15 protein-coding genes and 1 pseudogene are annotated in these 16,317 nt (G+C 57.3%); 8 read left to right on the forward strand and 8 right to left on the reverse strand.

The window, feature by feature from the left end; translation table 11 throughout:
* Window positions 1-137 precede the first annotated feature (137 nt).
* The 4 genes from EU557_RS02745 to lpdA all read right to left on the reverse strand — a co-directional run bounded on the left by EU557_RS02745 (window position 138) and on the right by lpdA (window position 4,340).
* On the reverse strand, window positions 138-947 hold the full coding sequence (locus EU557_RS02745; protein WP_135528876.1) for an SDR family NAD(P)-dependent oxidoreductase: 810 nt from the start codon (window positions 945-947) through the stop codon (window positions 138-140).
* The gene (locus EU557_RS02750) at window positions 944-2,431 is read right to left on the reverse strand and encodes a flavin-containing monooxygenase (RefSeq protein ID WP_135528877.1); all 1,488 of its coding nucleotides are present in this window, start codon (window positions 2,429-2,431) and stop codon (window positions 944-946) included. Before EU557_RS02750 ends, EU557_RS02745 begins: the two co-directional genes overlap by 4 nt.
* A 181-nt stretch (window positions 2,432-2,612) precedes the next feature.
* Window positions 2,613-2,807, reverse strand: a complete 195-nt coding sequence (locus tag EU557_RS02755; RefSeq protein ID WP_135528878.1) for a hypothetical protein — start codon at window positions 2,805-2,807, stop codon at window positions 2,613-2,615.
* Window positions 2,808-2,945: 138 nt separating this feature from the next.
* Complete coding sequence (gene lpdA, locus EU557_RS02760; RefSeq protein WP_135528879.1) at window positions 2,946-4,340, reverse strand: dihydrolipoyl dehydrogenase; 1,395 nt, start codon at window positions 4,338-4,340, stop codon at window positions 2,946-2,948.
* A gap of 278 nt (window positions 4,341-4,618) precedes the next feature.
* On the opposite strand from lpdA, the gene EU557_RS02765 reads away from it, so the two are divergent.
* A complete protein-coding gene (locus EU557_RS02765) occupies window positions 4,619-5,308 on the forward strand; it encodes a tetratricopeptide repeat protein (RefSeq protein ID WP_167855066.1) in 690 nt (229 codons plus the stop codon).
* 177 nt (window positions 5,309-5,485) lie between these two features.
* Here the strand turns inward: EU557_RS02765 and EU557_RS02770 are convergent, their stop codons facing one another.
* Window positions 5,486-6,727 (reverse strand): NAD(P)/FAD-dependent oxidoreductase, encoded by a 1,242-nt coding sequence (locus EU557_RS02770; protein ID WP_135528881.1) that lies wholly within the window; start codon window positions 6,725-6,727, stop codon window positions 5,486-5,488.
* A gap of 290 nt (window positions 6,728-7,017) precedes the next feature.
* Here EU557_RS02770 and EU557_RS02775 point away from each other — a divergent pair, with 290 nt between their 5' ends.
* Window positions 7,018-7,413, forward strand: a complete 396-nt coding sequence (locus EU557_RS02775) for a hypothetical protein (protein WP_135528882.1) — start codon at window positions 7,018-7,020, stop codon at window positions 7,411-7,413.
* 87 nt (window positions 7,414-7,500) lie between these two features.
* Complete coding sequence (fabG, locus tag EU557_RS02780; RefSeq protein ID WP_135528883.1) at window positions 7,501-8,250, forward strand: 3-oxoacyl-[acyl-carrier-protein] reductase; 750 nt, start codon at window positions 7,501-7,503, stop codon at window positions 8,248-8,250.
* A gap of 79 nt (window positions 8,251-8,329) precedes the next feature.
* Here the strand turns inward: fabG and EU557_RS02785 are convergent, their stop codons facing one another.
* Window positions 8,330-8,710 (reverse strand): hypothetical protein, encoded by a 381-nt coding sequence (locus tag EU557_RS02785; RefSeq protein ID WP_135528884.1) that lies wholly within the window; start codon window positions 8,708-8,710, stop codon window positions 8,330-8,332.
* Between the two features lie 289 nt (window positions 8,711-8,999).
* Between EU557_RS02785 and EU557_RS25775 the strand changes: the two are divergent.
* Window positions 9,000-9,557: pseudogene (locus EU557_RS25775) on the forward strand (YiiX family permuted papain-like enzyme).
* 22 nt (window positions 9,558-9,579) lie between these two features.
* On the opposite strand, the gene EU557_RS02795 reads toward EU557_RS25775, so the two are convergent.
* Window positions 9,580-10,854: an energy transducer TonB gene (locus EU557_RS02795; RefSeq protein ID WP_135528885.1), complete on the reverse strand. Its 1,275-nt coding sequence runs from the start codon at window positions 10,852-10,854 to the stop codon at window positions 9,580-9,582.
* A gap of 216 nt (window positions 10,855-11,070) precedes the next feature.
* Between EU557_RS02795 and EU557_RS02800 the strand changes: the two genes are divergently transcribed.
* The 4 genes from EU557_RS02800 to EU557_RS02815 all read left to right on the forward strand — a co-directional run bounded on the left by EU557_RS02800 (window position 11,071) and on the right by EU557_RS02815 (window position 15,742).
* Window positions 11,071-13,107 carry a VWA domain-containing protein gene (locus tag EU557_RS02800; protein WP_135528886.1) on the forward strand — a complete coding sequence of 679 codons (2,037 nt, stop codon included), beginning with the start codon at window positions 11,071-11,073 and terminating at the stop codon, window positions 13,105-13,107.
* Window positions 13,108-13,204: 97 nt separating this feature from the next.
* The gene (locus tag EU557_RS02805; protein ID WP_135528887.1) at window positions 13,205-13,636 is read left to right on the forward strand and encodes a hypothetical protein; all 432 of its coding nucleotides are present in this window, start codon (window positions 13,205-13,207) and stop codon (window positions 13,634-13,636) included.
* Window positions 13,637-13,738: 102 nt separating this feature from the next.
* A complete protein-coding gene (locus EU557_RS02810) occupies window positions 13,739-14,656 on the forward strand; it encodes a pseudouridine synthase (protein ID WP_135528888.1) in 918 nt (305 codons plus the stop codon).
* Window positions 14,657-14,743: 87 nt separating this feature from the next.
* Window positions 14,744-15,742, forward strand: a complete 999-nt coding sequence (locus EU557_RS02815) for an alpha/beta hydrolase (RefSeq protein ID WP_135528889.1) — start codon at window positions 14,744-14,746, stop codon at window positions 15,740-15,742.
* A gap of 18 nt (window positions 15,743-15,760) precedes the next feature.
* Here the strand turns inward: EU557_RS02815 and EU557_RS02820 are convergent, their stop codons facing one another.
* Entirely contained in the window at window positions 15,761-16,273 is a 513-nt protein-coding gene (locus EU557_RS02820) for a hypothetical protein (RefSeq protein ID WP_135528890.1), read from the reverse strand.
* Window positions 16,274-16,317 lie beyond the last annotated feature (44 nt).

The raw sequence follows: 16,317 nt of genomic DNA on the forward strand, positions 1-16,317 counted from the left end.
CATCTCATCGTTGAACCGTAGGTCGGCGGCGCTAACGACACCATGTGAACGACTGGCCTAGAACGATGCCGAGTAAACAACATCAGCAACGCCGAGACGCGAAGTGTCGCGTCTCTACAGCGTTCTAGGCCAGTTGCTCAATTCCGAAAAGCCTGCTTCAGGATACTCCAGTAGCGCACCGGCAGTAAACGCTCTAGTAGTGCCACGGCTTTGGCATCAGCCCCGACTAAAATACGGGCCTGCCGCTGCTCTAGGCCTCTTACGATGATTTCACCGGCTTTTTCGGGCGTCATACGCAGCATCTTTTCGTGGCGGCTGCGCTCCTCCTCTATTTCCTTAGCCGATACGCTGCCCGGCACTCGGGCGCTTTTGGCAATAGCAGTCGCCACTCCGCCTGGGTGCACCACACTCACACCAATAGGGGTGCCCTCCAGCTCGTGCCGTAGGGCATTGGAGAACCCACGAACGGCAAACTTGCTAGCCGAATACGCCGTTTGGCCGGGCGGCGAAATCAGCCCGTACAGGCTAGACATATTCACGATTTGGGCGTTGTCGCTCTGGTGCAGCAGAGGCAAGCAGGCCCGCGTCAGGCGCACCACCGCGTGGAAGTTAATTTCCATCAGCCAGTCGAAATCAGCTTCGCTTACCTGCTCAAACGTGCCGCCCAGCGCCACGCCGGCGTTGTTGATGAGCACATCCAGCCGCCCGTGCGCTGCGTGCACCGCAGCGGGTAACTGGCGGATAGCCTCCCGGTCGGCTACGTCTAGCGGGTGCGTGGTGACTTGCACGCCCAGCAGTTGCGCCTGCTCTGCGGTTTGCAGTAAGGCTTCCTCGTTGATATCGACTAAGGCCAGATGGCAGCCCCGCCGCGACAGCACCAATGCTATAGCCCGGCCGATACCGCCTCCACTCCCGGTGATGAGGGCTACCCGGTCTTTCAGCTTCATGGCATCACTCCTTTGGGCCCGAAGCACATGACTCCATCGGCAATGCGACCATAGCGGATAGTTAAAAGGTCTTGCAGGTAGTTCTGGTACACCTGCCAGGGCCGCCGTGAGCCTTGTTTGGGCAAAATATCCTGGGCACGCTGCACGTAGCCGGAGGTGAAGCTGAGAAAAGGCTCTGGCTCCACCTGTTCATCTTTGCGCGACACGGCAATGTCAATGTGATGGCGGTCCATGTAGCGCAGCAACCGGCAAACGTACCCCGCGGTAAGGTCGGCTTTGAGCGTCCAGGAGGCGTTGGTGTAGCCAAATGCCATGGCAAAGTTCGGCACATCACTGAGCATCATGCCCTTGTAGGCCATCGTCTGGTGCGGTTCTACCTGACGGCCATCGATGTTTAATTTCATCCCACCTAGGAGCTTAATCTTCAGGCCTGTAGCCAGTACTACTACATCAGCCGGGAGTTCCTGGCCCGACTTCAGCCGTAGGCCAGTGGCAGTAAAGCCCTCAATTTCATCGGTTACTACGGTAGCCTTTTCTTCCCGCACTGCCTGAAATAAGTCGCCATCGGGCACCACACATACGCGCTGGTCCCAGGGTTTGTAGCTCGGTGTAAAGTGCGTGCCTACATCGTAACTGGGGCCCAGTTGCCGCTGGGCCAGCTGCACAATCTGCTTCTTGGCTAGCTCTGGTTTGCTGCGCGCTATCCGGTAGAGCACGATGCTTTGCAGCACGTTTTTCCAGCGGGTAGCCCGGTAGGCCAGTCGAGCCGGCAAATACCGCCGCAGCTTGGCCGCAATAGCATCTTCTGAGGGGCGAGCCACAATGTAAGATGGGGTGCGTTGCAGCATGGTTACGTGCGCCGCCGACTGAGCCATGGCTGGTACCAGTGTTACGGCCGTAGCGCCGCTGCCTACTACCACTACGCGCTTGCCGGAGTAGTCTAACTCCTCGGGCCAGAACTGAGGCAACGCCACGGTACCTTGAAACTCCTCCTCACCCGGAAATTCGGGGCGGTGAGCCTCTTCATAGCTGTAGTAGCCGCTGCACACATACAGAAAGCGCGCCCGCAAGGTCCGAGAGCTACCCGTAGGCCGGTGCTTTGCCTCCACCGTCCAGTACGCCTCCTGGCTCGACCAGGTGGCTCCCACCACCTCATGCCCAAAGCGGATGTGCTGCAGTATGCCGCTTTCCCGCGCCGTTTCCTCAATGTAGCTTCGGATAGCTGGGCCGTCGGCAATGGCTTTGGGGTTTTTCCAGGGCTTGAAGCCGTAACCCAACGTGTACATATCAGAGTCGGAGCGGATGCCGGGGTAGCGGAATAAGTCCCACGTACCGCCCACCGCTTCGCGCGCTTCTAAAATTGCGTAACGCTTACCAGGGCACCGCTCCTGCAAGGCATAGGCAGCACCAATACCAGACAGTCCAGCGCCAACAATTAATACATCGAGCAACGGCTCTTCAGCAACAGAATGAGAAGTAGGCATATAGTAAAATAGAGCACAGGTGGGAATGACCATATGAACACTCCTCCCCCGAAAAAATATCCTACTTAGGCTTATTTCACACTTCCCTATTTCACCGGTTGGTGGCAAATAGAATACTGGAGATTACACTCAAACAATGCGCGGCAATAGCGCTATAACTAGGCCACTTCTCTTCTAAAACTTACTCCGACTTATCCAAACGGCTGGCAAACTTCCAGACCATCATAATGCCGGCCACGGCTTGAATCGCTAGGCCTAGAATAACTACTATGTCGGCGCCCGCCATGTGGTTGGATTTAAGGATCCCTGCCAGCAACACAATGCCCATACCAGCCAGCAGCACGATAAAGAGAGTACGATAGGTAATAGAAGCCATTAGAAAGAGAGGATTATAGAGGGCGGAGACTAGCAGAATTCATGGCTAAGCCAAGACTGAAAGCGTTAGCTCAATAACGCAAAAAAGCCCCGTTCGGCTGACCGAACGAGGCTTTTCTTTTGCCAAGAGTAAGGTGGCCTAGAGGTGAATTACCTCGCCATACGCCGCGGCGGCAGCTTCCATAATAGCTTCCGACATGGTGGGGTGCGGGTGCACCGACTTGATGATTTCGTGGCCGGTGGTTTCGAGCTTACGCGCAACCACTACCTCGGCAATCATTTCCGTCACGTTGGAACCAATCATGTGGGCGCCCAACCACTCGCCGTACTTCTTATCGAAGATCACCTTCACGAAGCCGTCTTTCACGCCGCCGGCAGAAGCTTTGCCCGAGGCCGAGAAGGGGAATTTGCCCACCAGAATATCGTAGCCTTGTTTCTTGGCTTCTTCTTCGGTGAGGCCTACCGAGGCAATTTCCGGCGAGGCGTAGGTGCAGCCGGGAATGTTCTGGTAGTTGAGCGGCTCGGGATGGTGGCCGGCAATTTTCTCCACGCAGATGATACCCTCGGCCGAGGCTACGTGAGCCAATGCCGGGCCGGGCACGATGTCGCCGATGGCGTACACGCCGGGCACGTTGGTCTGGTAGTAGTTGTCCACAATCACGCGGCCTTTTTCCACCTTGATGCCCAGCTCTTCCAAGCCGAGGTTCTCCAGGTTGGTTACTACGCCAGCTGCTGAAAGCACCACGTCGCAGGCAATTTGCTGGTCGCCTTTAGCGGTTTTGATGGTCACGGTGCAGCCTTCGCCGCTGGTGTCCACTTTGGTTACTTCGGCGCTGGTGAGCACGTTCACGCCAATTTTCTTGAAGGATTTCTCCATCTGGCGCGATACTTCCTCGTCCTCCACGGGCACAATGCGGGGCAGGTACTCTACCACCGTCACCTCAGAGCCCATGGTGCGGTAGAAGTAGGCAAACTCCACGCCGATGGCGCCGGAGCCTACTACTACGAGGCGCTTAGGCAGCTGGGGCAGCACCATAGCCTGGCGGTAGCCGATGATTTTCTTGCCGTCGATGGGCAGTGCAGGCAGCTCGCGCGAGCGGGCGCCGGTAGCCAGGATGATGGACTTCGCCTCTACGGTTTCTTTCGAGCCGTCTTGCTTGGTCACTTCCACCTTGCCGGGCGCCGTCAGCTTGCCGGTGCCGGATACCACGTCGATTTTGTTCTTCTTGAACAGGAAGTTGATGCCTTTGCTCATGCCGTCGGCGACGCCGCGGCTGCGCTGGATTACGGCATTAAAGTCGTAGCCCACTCCGTCCGCCTTCAGACCGTAGTCGCCGGCGTGGTTGAGATATTCGAATACCTGGGCGCTCTTGAGCAGGGCTTTGGTTGGGATACAGCCCCAGTTGAGGCAGATACCACCGAGCGACTCGCGCTCTACCACGCCTACTTTCAGACCAAGCTGCGAAGCCCGGATAGCGGCTACGTAGCCGCCGGGGCCGCTGCCGACAACGACCAGGTCGTATTGCAATGCCATGTTGTACAGGTTGAAGGTTTGGAAGGGAAAACACCCCGCCGTTCCTAAGGGTTCGGACGCGGTCGGGCAAAGATAGGCACGCTACGCAACTCCACACCTACCCGCCGCTTTCCCTGCTGGCCTAGGGCTATAAAATTATGGCCTACTGTTCAGCCTTCGCCTTGCTCTGCGCGTACAAGGGGCCGTATGCGGAGGAAAACCAATTTCCCCAGCGCCTTCTCACTCTGCCACTTCCGATGAAATTACCGATACTTCCTCTTTTATCTCTTGCCACTCTCTTGTTGACAACCGAGTGTGCCCGAACTACCGAAGCGGAACGGCCCACTACCTCTGCGGCCCGCAACATCAACCGCGAAACGGCCATTGCCCGCGCCGCCGATACGGCTGGCACTGCCTCCACTATTGTAGCCGCTTCAGTGGCGCCCGCTACTCCCACTGCGGTAGAAGCCGCTGCTCGTAAAACAACTACCGATTATAAAGCCGAAATCCGGTCAGCAGATGCCATCCTGAAAAGTACGCCCCGCAACTTTGATGCACTCCTGACTCGGGCCAAGGCCAAAAGCCACCTGAAGGACTACGCCGATGCTATTACGGATTACAACGCCGCACTGCGCCTGAAGCCTACTAATGCCGAGGCCTACTATAACCGGGGCCTCAACCGCCTCAAACTAAAGCAGTACGCGCCCTCTGTCTCCGATTTTACCAAAGCCATTAAGTATAACCCCGAAGACAAGGAGGCCTACTTTGGCCGAGGCGCGGCCAAGATGCAGATGTTCAACTTCAAGAGCGCCATCCCGGACTTCACCAAAGCCCTGGCCCTCGACTCTAACTACGCTGATGCCTATGAATACCGCGGCATCAGCTACTCCTCCATCAATAAGCCCAACGAGGCCCGCGCCGACCTGGAAAAAGCCGCCCAGCTCAACCCCGATGCCGCCAAGAGCCTGCGCCGCTACGCGGGGAAATAGGTGATTTAGCGATTGAGTATACATCCTCGCACGTCATCCTGACGAAGGAAGGATCTTATCACGCGAGAACAACTGGCCTAGACCGGTTTGTTCGACCGTGATAAGATCCTTCGCTGCACTCAGGATGACGTGCTTTTTGCTTCATACCTCAATTACCTCGTCACCACATAACCTCACCTACTTCCCCAGCAGCAATTTCACGTAGAAACTGGGCTTGCGGAGCCGCTCGCGCAGGTCTAGGTCCAGAAACATGTTGCTGATGGTTTCAGCTAGCGTGGGATTATTGGCGGCGCGGTTGGCCACAAAGTTGAACAGCCACGGATAGTTGAGCAGGCGCTGCATACCACGGCTTAGGCGCAGCTCCTGCCACAAGCGGTTATACACGGCGCCATCGTAGCCCTTCAGAAACTCCGGTGTGAAGTTTTGCGCCTCGAAAGCCCTACCGGCCCAGTCGGCGGCGTGGCGGCCGGAAACCATGGCGTGGCTGATGCCTTCGCCGGAGAATGGATCGATGAGGGAGCCCGCGTCGCCGAGCAGCAGGTAGCCGGCGCCCGAGAGTGGCCTACGCTTGGAGCCTAGCGGCAGCCCAAAGCCGCGCACGGGGCCCAGGCGCTCTGCGGTAGCAAAACGTTCTTTAAGGGCTGGGTGGGTGTGCAGCATTTCCTCTAGCCGCTCCCGCAGCTTCACTTTCTTTTTGGATACAGCTTCCGTAAGCATGCCTACGCCCACATTGGCCTCCCCATTGGGCAGCGGAAACACCCACAGGTAGCCGGGTAGAAAATCTTTGATGAAATGCAGCTCAATGAAATTATCGGGGTGTAGGCCAGTTACGCCGCGGTAGTAAGCCCGCAGGCCGGCGCAGTGGTGGGCAGGCTCTAGCTCGTGGCCGCCAACCAGCCGCGCAAAGCTAGATTGTGCCCCGTTAGCCACTAACAGTAGCTTGACCACAGCAAGCTCCTCGCCCGACTGGCCTAGCAGGCGCCAGCGTCCATCGGGCAGCTGTTCGTGCCGGGCTACGTCTACGTTTTCGCGGAAATCTATTTCGGGCCGGCGCCGCACTTCTTCAATCAGAAAGTTATCGAAGTGAATTCGCTTGCTGATGTGGCCGGCTGAGCGGTCGGTAGCGGCGTTGTACTTGGGCTTAAATGGCACGGCTAGCCGGCGACCATTAGGAGCATAGAAATCAATGCCCCAACTAGGCAGCTGAATGGGCTCGGCGGCTAGGCGGTCGGGCAACTCCTCTCCTATTCGGCGAAGCTCATTGATGACTTTTCCGCTGAGCGCATCGCCGCACACTTTGTCGCGGGGGAAGGTGGCGCGGTCGAGGAGCAGGCAGCGGTGGCCAGCATTGGCTAGGTGAAGCGCCGCCGTGGCGCCGCCAGGGCCGGCACCCAGAATACAGATTGCAGTGTCAGGCATAGACTGGCGGCGAAGATACAAGCCAGAAACCGTAGGCCAGCCTACCAGCCCAGCAGATGCCGGCGGCAAGATCAGCGTGGCCTAGCCCCATGTATTAACAGTAACCACAACCTCCTATCCGTTATATAAGTCCATAGCAACCACAGATAACGAGGCGTAACGGCAACCTACGGCGGAATTACACGTTTCTACCAGCTTCTTTACTAAGATGGTTTGTAGTTCCTTTTGCTAGCATACTGCTGCATAAGGTGCCATAACTTTGCTCTCTATTTCTTCCTTGCTCCCGTTCTATGCCCCTACGCCTACTGCACCAAGATTCTACTATTTCAATTTTCTACGACTACCATCACGATTGGCTGTACGCCGACTGGACGGGCGACCAAAGCCTCGATTCTGTGCAAGGGGGCTGCCTGCGCATGCTCGATCTGCTGCGCAATGAGCGGTGTTCTAAAGTCCTCAACGACAATACGAAAGTCACGAGCATGTGGAGCGATGCCTCGGAATGGGTGGGCGCCACGTGGTTTCCACTTATGGCGGAAGCAGGCTTGGAGTATTTCGCCTGGGTGTACTCGCCCAACGTGTATAGCCGCCTCTCCGCCGACCTCTCTCTGCAACATACCACCCGCCCCATTGTGCTGGCCTTCGATAGCCAAGAGATGGCGACGAACTGGCTAAAGCTGATGTAGGCCAGACGGCCTAGCCCTCATTGAGCACGTAATTTCCACTTTGACTACCTGAGTGGCCTATAGGCTTTCGTTGTTACCTTCGCCTCCATGACGAAACTGCTCGAAGGAAAAGTGGCCCTGATTACGGGTGCTTCTAAAGGAATCGGCCGCGCCATTGCGGTGTATTTCGCCCAACAGGGCGCTCAGGTGGCTTTCACCTACCTCTCCAGCGTAGAAAAAGGCCAACAGCTTGAACAAGAGCTGGCTGCCCACGGCACCAAAGTAAAAGGTTTCCGCTCCGATGCCTCTATCTACGCCGAGGCGGAGAAGCTGGTGGAAGATGTAGTAACCGAGTTCGGCAAGCTGGATGTGCTGGTGAACAACGCCGGTATCACCCAGGACGGCCTACTCATGCGCATGAGCGAGCAGCAGTGGGACCAGGTAATCGACGTGAACCTGAAGTCGGTGTTTAACCTGACTAAAGCCGCTACCAAGCCCATGATGCGCGCCAAAGCCGGCAGCATCATCAACATGACCTCCGTAGTAGGCATCAAAGGCAACGCTGGCCAGGCCAACTACGCAGCTTCCAAAGCTGGTATTATCGGCTTCACGAAGTCGGTAGCTCTGGAGCTAGGTTCGCGTAATATCCGCTGCAACGCCATTGCGCCGGGCTTCATTGAAACCGAAATGACGGGTGCCCTCGACCCCAAGCAGGTTGATGAGTGGCGCAAGGCTATTCCGCTGCGCCGCGGCGGCACCCCCGAAGACGTGGCCAAAGCCACTGCCTTCCTCGCCTCCGACGACAGCAGCTATATCAGCGGCCAAGTGCTGCAGGTAGACGGTGGCATGCTGACCTAGGCCACCCCCTTATAAACTTACAAACAACAATGCCGAGCCTGTGCAGGCTCGGCATTGTTGTTTGTGGTGCAGTAGCGCCTTAGTTTAGCTGCGCAACGTGGCTGCGCAGCACCTCGCGTGCAATGGCGAGGTTGGTATCCCGCGCATTCACCACCAGATAAATGAATTTGGTACCAGCATCTGTCAGCTTCAGCAAGTGCAACTGATTCGACATCGTGACCAGAATGTCGTCGATGGTTTCGCCTTGCAGCTTCAGGGCCGACATGGCCTTTTGCTTCTGCTTTACTACTTCGGTATTGTAAGCCGCTGCCGTGTCGGGGTTAATAGTGGGCGAGTTAGAGTGTGAAGCCAAGCTCATGCCCGAGTTAATATCTACGACGGCCACGGCCAGTAGGTTAGACAAGTCTTTGATGATACCATCTACTACTTTGCCTGCGGGGTTGTTTAAAGTATACGCCATTGTAAGCTGAAAGAGAAATAAGACCTGAACGCCAGACTATGATTGCGACAGCAAATGTTGGGGTTCTGGCACTCTATTTCTATGACCACAATTAGCATCAACCATTGATCTTCGTCATTGGAATTGTCATTTTCTTTGTCAATTATAACTTTACCTATTTCCTATCCTACTTATGTCCCGGCCCTTCGTTCTGCTCTCTCTGTTTCTGCTACTCACCGCATCACTAGTGGCCTACCCGCGCCTGCACCGCCGGCTGGCTCGCTATCAGCAAACGCAAGCGGCCCAGACAATGGTGATCCAACTGGCACCCAAGCTTCGCAACGGCGACTTGGTTTTCCAAACCTCCCAATCGGCCCAGAGCCAGGCTATTCAGCTCGCCACGCACTCACCCTACAGCCACTGCGGTATTCTGTTTCGGAAAGAGGGCGAGTGGCGCGTGTTTGAGGCCGTACAGCCTGTGAGCGAAACGTCCCTGGCGACCTGGGCTGCGCGCGGCAAAGATGGTAAAGTGGTAGTAAAGCGCCTGCGCGATGCCGAAACCGTGCTAACACCCGCAGCACTATAACGCTTACAAGCCGCTGGTGAACAGTACCGCGGCAAGAACTATGACCTCTATTTCGGCTGGTCTGATGATCGTATTTACTGCTCCGAGCTGCTTTGGAAGATGTACCAGCAAGCAACCGGCCGCGAAATTGGAAAGCTGCAGACGCTACGCGAGTTCGACCTAGGCCACCCCGCCGTGCAAGCCAAGCTGCAGGAGCGCTACGGCAAGCGTATTCCGCTAAATGAAAAAGTTATTTCTCCCGTGCGGATGCTGGAGAGCCAAGAGTTGATGACGGTAAACTAGGCCAGTCCTATCCTTATACTGATTACTTGCCCGAACCCGCGGTAGCTTTATCATAGGAAAACGGCAGGCTCATCCGAATCTCGTGGTCCTCACCGCTCGAGTTAGTGAAGCGAGCGGTGCGCATAACACGTTGGGCTTCTTCATCGCAGCCGCTCCCCAACCCTTTTACCACGAGCACCTTTTGTGGTACGCCTTGCGGGTCAATGACCATTTGCAGAACTACATCGCCAGTCACTTTATTCTTCCTGGCTTGCGCAGGATAGGTAAGTCGAGTGCACAATTCCTCGTAGCTTCCAATTAGCTCTACCGGTGACTTATACTCTTCCCTGGCTTGAGGCGACACGTACAGCTCTGGCGGGTTTGGGTTATGCGCAGCCGTAGGCACCTGGTACGTAATACCATGCTGTTGCAGATAGAGCTCCAGTGGTACCATTCCTACTTTAGCTCGCCGCAGATTTACGTTAGGCTCGTCCTCGATAGGATACAACTGCTTGCGACCATCAGGCCAGAAATGAGACTGAGACCCGTAGACCTGCTTCTCTCCTTTCTCTGTTTTCAGCCGGTCAACTAACAGTGCCAGCGCCGACCAAGATATATCGCCCCGGTCAGCTGCCGCGGTCAATAAGGGCAGGTACTTTTCGTCTGGAGTATGCTGAATGATAAAGAATACTACTCCTTTCTGATACTCCCCTACCTGCGCTTTGCCTGGGTAGCCGTTACGCGTAAGTAAGCTATCAGCCTGGCGAATGAGGAGCGGATCAAGCGCACCTTGCTGAGCCATAGCCTCCTGAGCAGCGCGTGAATTTACTCCATATTGGCGGTCTGCCTCCTCGGCAACTACGCGGTAATGCTGGTCTTGATAATGCATTTTCTCCAGCAGCCTTACTAGCGGCTGATTGAAGCCTGCTTCGTGCTTCCGTTGCTTCTGACGAGCGGCGGCGAGAATTTTCGTCCAGTCACGTTGTGTGGTAAGGCTCGCGAAGGCGGCAGTGCCTTGGAGTTCTTGCTCCCGAAAGAAGCCTTTGGATACTGCTTGGCCCAACAACTCAAGCGCTGCTTTGGCCTCGTGGTTTTTGGCGGCGGCTTGGGCTGCGAAGTAATAGTCGTGAGCGGCACCTGATTGCTGCTTTAGGGCTTGCTGGTACGTAGCGCTGGCGGCGGCATATTCCTGCCGTAGTAATTGCTGTTGCGCAACTATTAGCGCCTTATCTGCCGTCTGGGCAAGTGCCGAATATGTACCACAGCTACCCCATAACAGAGCACCCACAATCATAGCCTTGGAGAAAGAATAATACATCACCACCAGAAGATAGATGCCTGTTAGGGCGTTCTGATTAATATCTTCACCAAGATATTGCTTTTTACTCTTCTCGGTCACTCCCTCTGCATCTTCCCTACCTTCGCATTCCTTCCTGCCCCGGCCACGCAACTAAGCCGCAATAAACCGGGTTCTTGATTGCGTTGCTATACCGTTCTGCCTTTGCTACTATCTGCTTCTCCCTGGTTTATACTCTTGTGCTTGGCTGTAGGCGCGGGCTACGCGGCCCTGCTCTACTCGGCTAAAGCGCCCTGGAGCCGGGCCGTAAACTATGCGCTGGCCTTCGTGCGCTTTGCGGTAGTAAGCTTCCTGTGCTTCCTGCTGCTCTCACCCTTCATCCGGACGACCACCACTACCACCGAAGCGCCTACCGTGGTGCTGGCTGTTGATAACTCCCAGTCGGTAGGCCTGTTTACGCCCACGGCGGTGCTAGGCCAAACCACCCAGGGCTTAACTAAACTGGCCGAAACCTTGCGCGGCCGGGGTTTCCGGGTAGAAACGCGGGTGCTGGATGCCGCTAGGCCAGTCCGTCCCGACTCGCTGCAGTTCAAGGCTGCCTCCTCGGATATCGATGGCCTGCTCACCACCATTCGGGAAGGGTACGAGGGCCGCAACCTGGCCGGTGTGGTCCTGGCTTCTGATGGCCTCGTAAACCAGGGCCGCGCGCCTCAGTACACCGACTACAATTTCCCCATTTACAGCCTCGCCCTAGGCGATACCATTGCTAAGAAGGACTTAAGTCTGCCCCAGCTTACCTACAACCGCGTGGCCTTTAGTGGCAACCAGTTCCCCATTGAGGCGGAGGTGGCCTACGATGGGTTTGCGGGTCAGGTAGCTACTGTGATTCTGCGCGAAAACGGCCGGATATTGCAAACCAAGCGCGTAAACCTGCCTTCCGGGCAGCGGCGCACCAAAACTACCTTCCTCATTACGGCGCCCGCGCCCGGCAAACGCCGCTACGAAGTGGTGATTGAGAAGCAGGACGGCGAGTTTACTGACCTCAACAACGCCAAGTTTGCCTACGTGGAAGTGGTGAAGGGCAAGCTGCGCGTGCTGCTGGCCGGCGCTGCCCCCCACCCTGACCTCAAAGCCCTGCGCGCGGCCATCATCACCAACGACAACTTCGACCTAACCACCTACCTGCCCGGTATTGCCCCACTCAAGGCCCAGGACTATGATGTGGCCATTTTGCACCAACTGCCTTCCCAGAGTGGCCTAGGCCAAGAGGTACTGAACTTGGTGCGCACGCGGCGCCTGCCCGCACTCTACATTCTCGGGGCACAGTCAGATTTTGGGGCGTACAACTCCCTAAACGCCGGCCTCACGGTGCAGCCCCGCGGCCAGCAGACCGACGACGTGACGCCCACACTCAACTCGGCCTTTTCGCGCTTCACGTTTGAGGAAGATGCCTTAAAGCGGTTTACTGCCTACCCACCCGCGCCAGTACCCTTCGGGGAAGTGCGCCTGGGTGGCGGGGCCGAAGCTGCCCTGTGGCAGCAGGTGGGCCGCGTGAAAACGCAGAAGCCCCTGCTGGTTTTCGGGGGTACGCCGGCCCAGCGGCAGGCTACCCTGCTCACCGATGGCAGCTGGCAGTGGCGCCTGCAGGAAGCCGTGGAGCACGACGACCGGCCCGAGGCCTACGACCGCCTCATCATCCGGACGCTGCAGCTGCTCACCCAAAATGCCAACAAAAAGCGCCTCGACGTGTACCCCACGCAAGATGCTTTCACCTCTCAGGATGACATCACCTTCGGGGCTGAGACATACAACGCCATTTTTGAGCGCATCTACGGCCAGCAGATTACCCTCACACTAACCGACGAGCAGCAAAAAAACCGCACGTTTACCTTCACGAACAGCGAAGACGGTGCGCCCCTACATGTTGGTCCGCTGCCCGGTGGCCTATACCGCTATGTAGCCCGCGCTACCCTCGGGGGCCAGGCGCAGCAAGACCGCGGCGAGGTGCTGGTGCAGGATCAGCAGTTGGAAGCCCTGCAGTCGCGCGCCGACCACAACTTGCTCTACCAGCTGGCGCGCCGCAGTGGGCAGCGGCTCTACTACCCGGCGCAGTTTCAGCAGCTCAGTCAGGATATTCAGAAGGCCAACTACAAGCCCATTATTTATGAGCAGGAAGATCTGAAGGATCTTATTAACCTCAAATGGCTGTTCTTCCTGCTGCTAGGCCTCCTGACGGTGGAGTGGGCCACCCGTAAATACTCCGGCGGCGTTTAGCACTCCAAGTACTTTTCCTGCTCCGCCTTCTGGCACAGCCTCATTTGGGTCATTGCCGGAGGCGGATAGCATAGAAGCCCGATACCTTTTTCTAGTGATGAAAACCACTCTTTTCCTTTTACTTCCTGCCGTGCTGCTACTGGGTAGTTGCAAGAAGTCGACCGATAAGCAGGCCGAGTTGGCCGTGCAGGACTTCGTGCGCAACCGTGTCAGTGATGCCGCCAACTATTTCCCGGGCAAGTTCAAGCTCAAGCCCTACACCAAGCGCGACTCGTTGCTGTATCTGGCTGAGCTGGCCCAAATCAACGGAGCACCCGCGCCGCCCGCCCCTACCGCCGCCGACACTGCCCGCATCGGGATTCTGGTGCGCCACGACTACCGCGACGAGATGCGCGATGGCGAAATGATCCGGGATAGTGGCGAATATGTGGTGCGGCCCAATGGCGAAGTGCGGTTACTGATGGCTGAAAGCGTGCGGCAGAAGCGCTTGAAGCAGGTACAGCAACAATCGGTGGGCGCACTGCGCTAGTGCGGGTAGGAGCTGGTACCTTTGTGGACTTTTTTCCGTTTCGTCCGATATTCATCGGACCCATCACGGCTCCGGCGCAAGCCTAGGCCACTCCGCTAAGCCATGCGCTACATCCTCGTCAACAAGCCCTACGAAGTCCTCACCCAATTCACCGACGAAAAAGGCCGGGCGACGCTCAAAGACTTTGTTGACATCCCAAACATCTACCCCGTTGGCCGCCTCGACTACGACTCCGAGGGCTTGGTGCTACTTACCGACGATAAGCAGCTGCAGCATCGCCTCTCGGAGCCACGGTTTAAAGTGCCTAAAACGTACTGGGTGCAGGTAGAAGGCGTGCCCACCGAAGAGGCGCTGGAAAATCTGCGCCGGGGCGTTGATCTGAAAACCGGCTACACCTCGCCCGCCGAAGTAGAACTGCTTTCCGAAGAGCCAACGCTCTGGGAGCGGAGCAAGCCGGTGCGTTTCCGGGCCAACATCCCCACCAGTTGGATCCAAATTCGGATTTCGCAGGGCATGAACCGGCAGGTGCGTAAAATGACGGCCGCTGTAGGTTTCCCCACCCTGCGGCTCGTCCGGGTCAGCATTGCTGATTTGAAAGTAGCCAAGCTCCAGCCCGGCCAGTGGCGCGACTTAACTGCGGCCGAGGTGAAAGCGCTTACCGACGACATGGCCGCCCAAACGGCTGCCGCTGGCACGTTTAAAACGCCCGCTAAGTCGGAGTACTGGCCTGGTGGCGTGCGCCCGGCTTCGGCTAAACCAAGCCCAAATAGTGCGGGCGGCTTCAACCGTGGCGGTTCTAGCGGCGGAGGTGCCGATGCCAAAAAAGGCAGTGCCGCCGGTAGCCGAGGTGCTAGCCGGGGCGGCAAGACTTTTGGGGCGAAGCCTACGGGTGGTAAAGCGGCTGGCGGCAAAGCAACACCGGGTAAAACCGGCAGCAAGCCCGGCCCTAAATCGGCCGGACGTGGCGGCGCGGGCCGCAAGCCTGGGCCAGCCGGTGGAGGCCGCAACGGGCGCGGCTAATACACGCTAGTATTGTCATTCCGAGCGGAGCGAGGAATCTGGGGTAAGGGCCTAGAGGCTTGACCCAGATTCCTCGCTCCGCTCGGAATGACACGTTCTGTCATTGTCGCAATGTCTCGTCGGATTCGGATTCGCCTCGGCTGGCTGCTAGCTATCGGGTTCTTGCTTATGAACCTGGTAGCCGCTTTTCATGCTTGGCGCTTCACCCATTTCACCACAGAGAGTGGCCTACACACGGATAATCCCGAGCAGCTTTCGGGGCCGCAGAAGGTATGGGTGCTGCTGACAGGTATCAAGAATCCGAAGCCAGTTAATCACGCTAGGCCACCTTTCCCTTACCAGACAATTTACCTAACCGGCCCCAACGGCCGACTGGAAAGCTGGTACAGCGCCGTACCCCACTCCAAGGGCACTGTGGCCTTACTTCATGGCTACACCAGTTCCAAGGGTAAGTTCCTGACCGAAGCGGCCACCTTCCGCCATCTCGGTTACTCCGTGCTGCTCACCGATTTTGCGGGCAACGGCGGCTCAGAGGGCAACGTGTGCACCGTAGGCCACCATGAAGCCGAAGACGTGGCAACGGTAGTCCGGTGGCTGCAGCACCGACCAGGGCCCGTGTTCATCTATGCCAACTCCATGGGCGCGGTGGCTACGCTGCGCGCCGAGGCCGAACTAGGTGTGCGCCCCACTGCAAACCTACTAGAATGCCCCTATGGCAGCATGCTCAAAACCGCCCAGAGCCGCTTTCGGTCTATGCGTGTCCCACCCTTTCCCATGGCGAATCTGCTGGTGCTCTGGGGTGGCCTAGAGAACAACTTCTGGGCGTTTAATCTGGATGCCACGCGGTATGCAGCCCATATATCCACACCTACCCTCCTCATGTGGGGTACTGCCGACCCGCGCGTAACGCGCCAAGAAACCGATGCCCTTTTCGCGGCACTCAGCGGCCCTAAGCTGCGGCAGGATTTCCCCGGCTCCGGCCACGAGCCCTATTGGCGCAAGCACCAGGCGCTATGGGAGCAGACTATTACGCAGGCGCTACAACACTTGCCTGCGCCAGGTAACCGTACTGCGGCCACTCAGTAGCCCCCATTGATTTCTCTACTAGTTCACCAGCAAGAGCTGGCGTAGCTGCTGTTTGGCAGTGGGGTGCAGGTGGGGGTTGCCGAGGCGCAACATATCTGCCAGAGTTAGTAGCTCGTGCAGGGCAGCGTCCTGGCGGGCGGCCACTACGGCGCCTGGGTATAAGGGCTCAATAGTGGCTCCCCAGGCAGGGCCATCGGCAGAGGGCCACACATACGTTTCTGAGAGTGTAGGCCACCCTTTATCAGGTGGCAGCACTATCGGCAGTCCTTGTTGGTGGGCGCCTAGCTCAACGGGAAATACGCAGGGCAGGCCATACAACAGGAAGCGAAGCAAGCGAGGACGGTTGATGGTCCGGTGCTCGGGATGCAGTAGGCGCGCGAACTGGCAGCGCCGGAGGGCATCCGAAACTTCCGCGGCACTGAGCCCTAGCGCCACAGCCAACTCCTTGCCCTGCCACGCTTTATTTTCTAGCAGGCTGATTTTTAGCAGCAAAACAACGTCCTGCGGCCGCATTCCATGGTGCTTGCGCATACAGGCTGAAGGGATTATTCAGGATTCGCAAATCCTGAATAAGA

This window comes from Hymenobacter wooponensis, assembly GCF_004745865.1.
Classification (GTDB): Bacteria; Bacteroidota; Bacteroidia; order Cytophagales; family Hymenobacteraceae; genus Hymenobacter; species Hymenobacter wooponensis.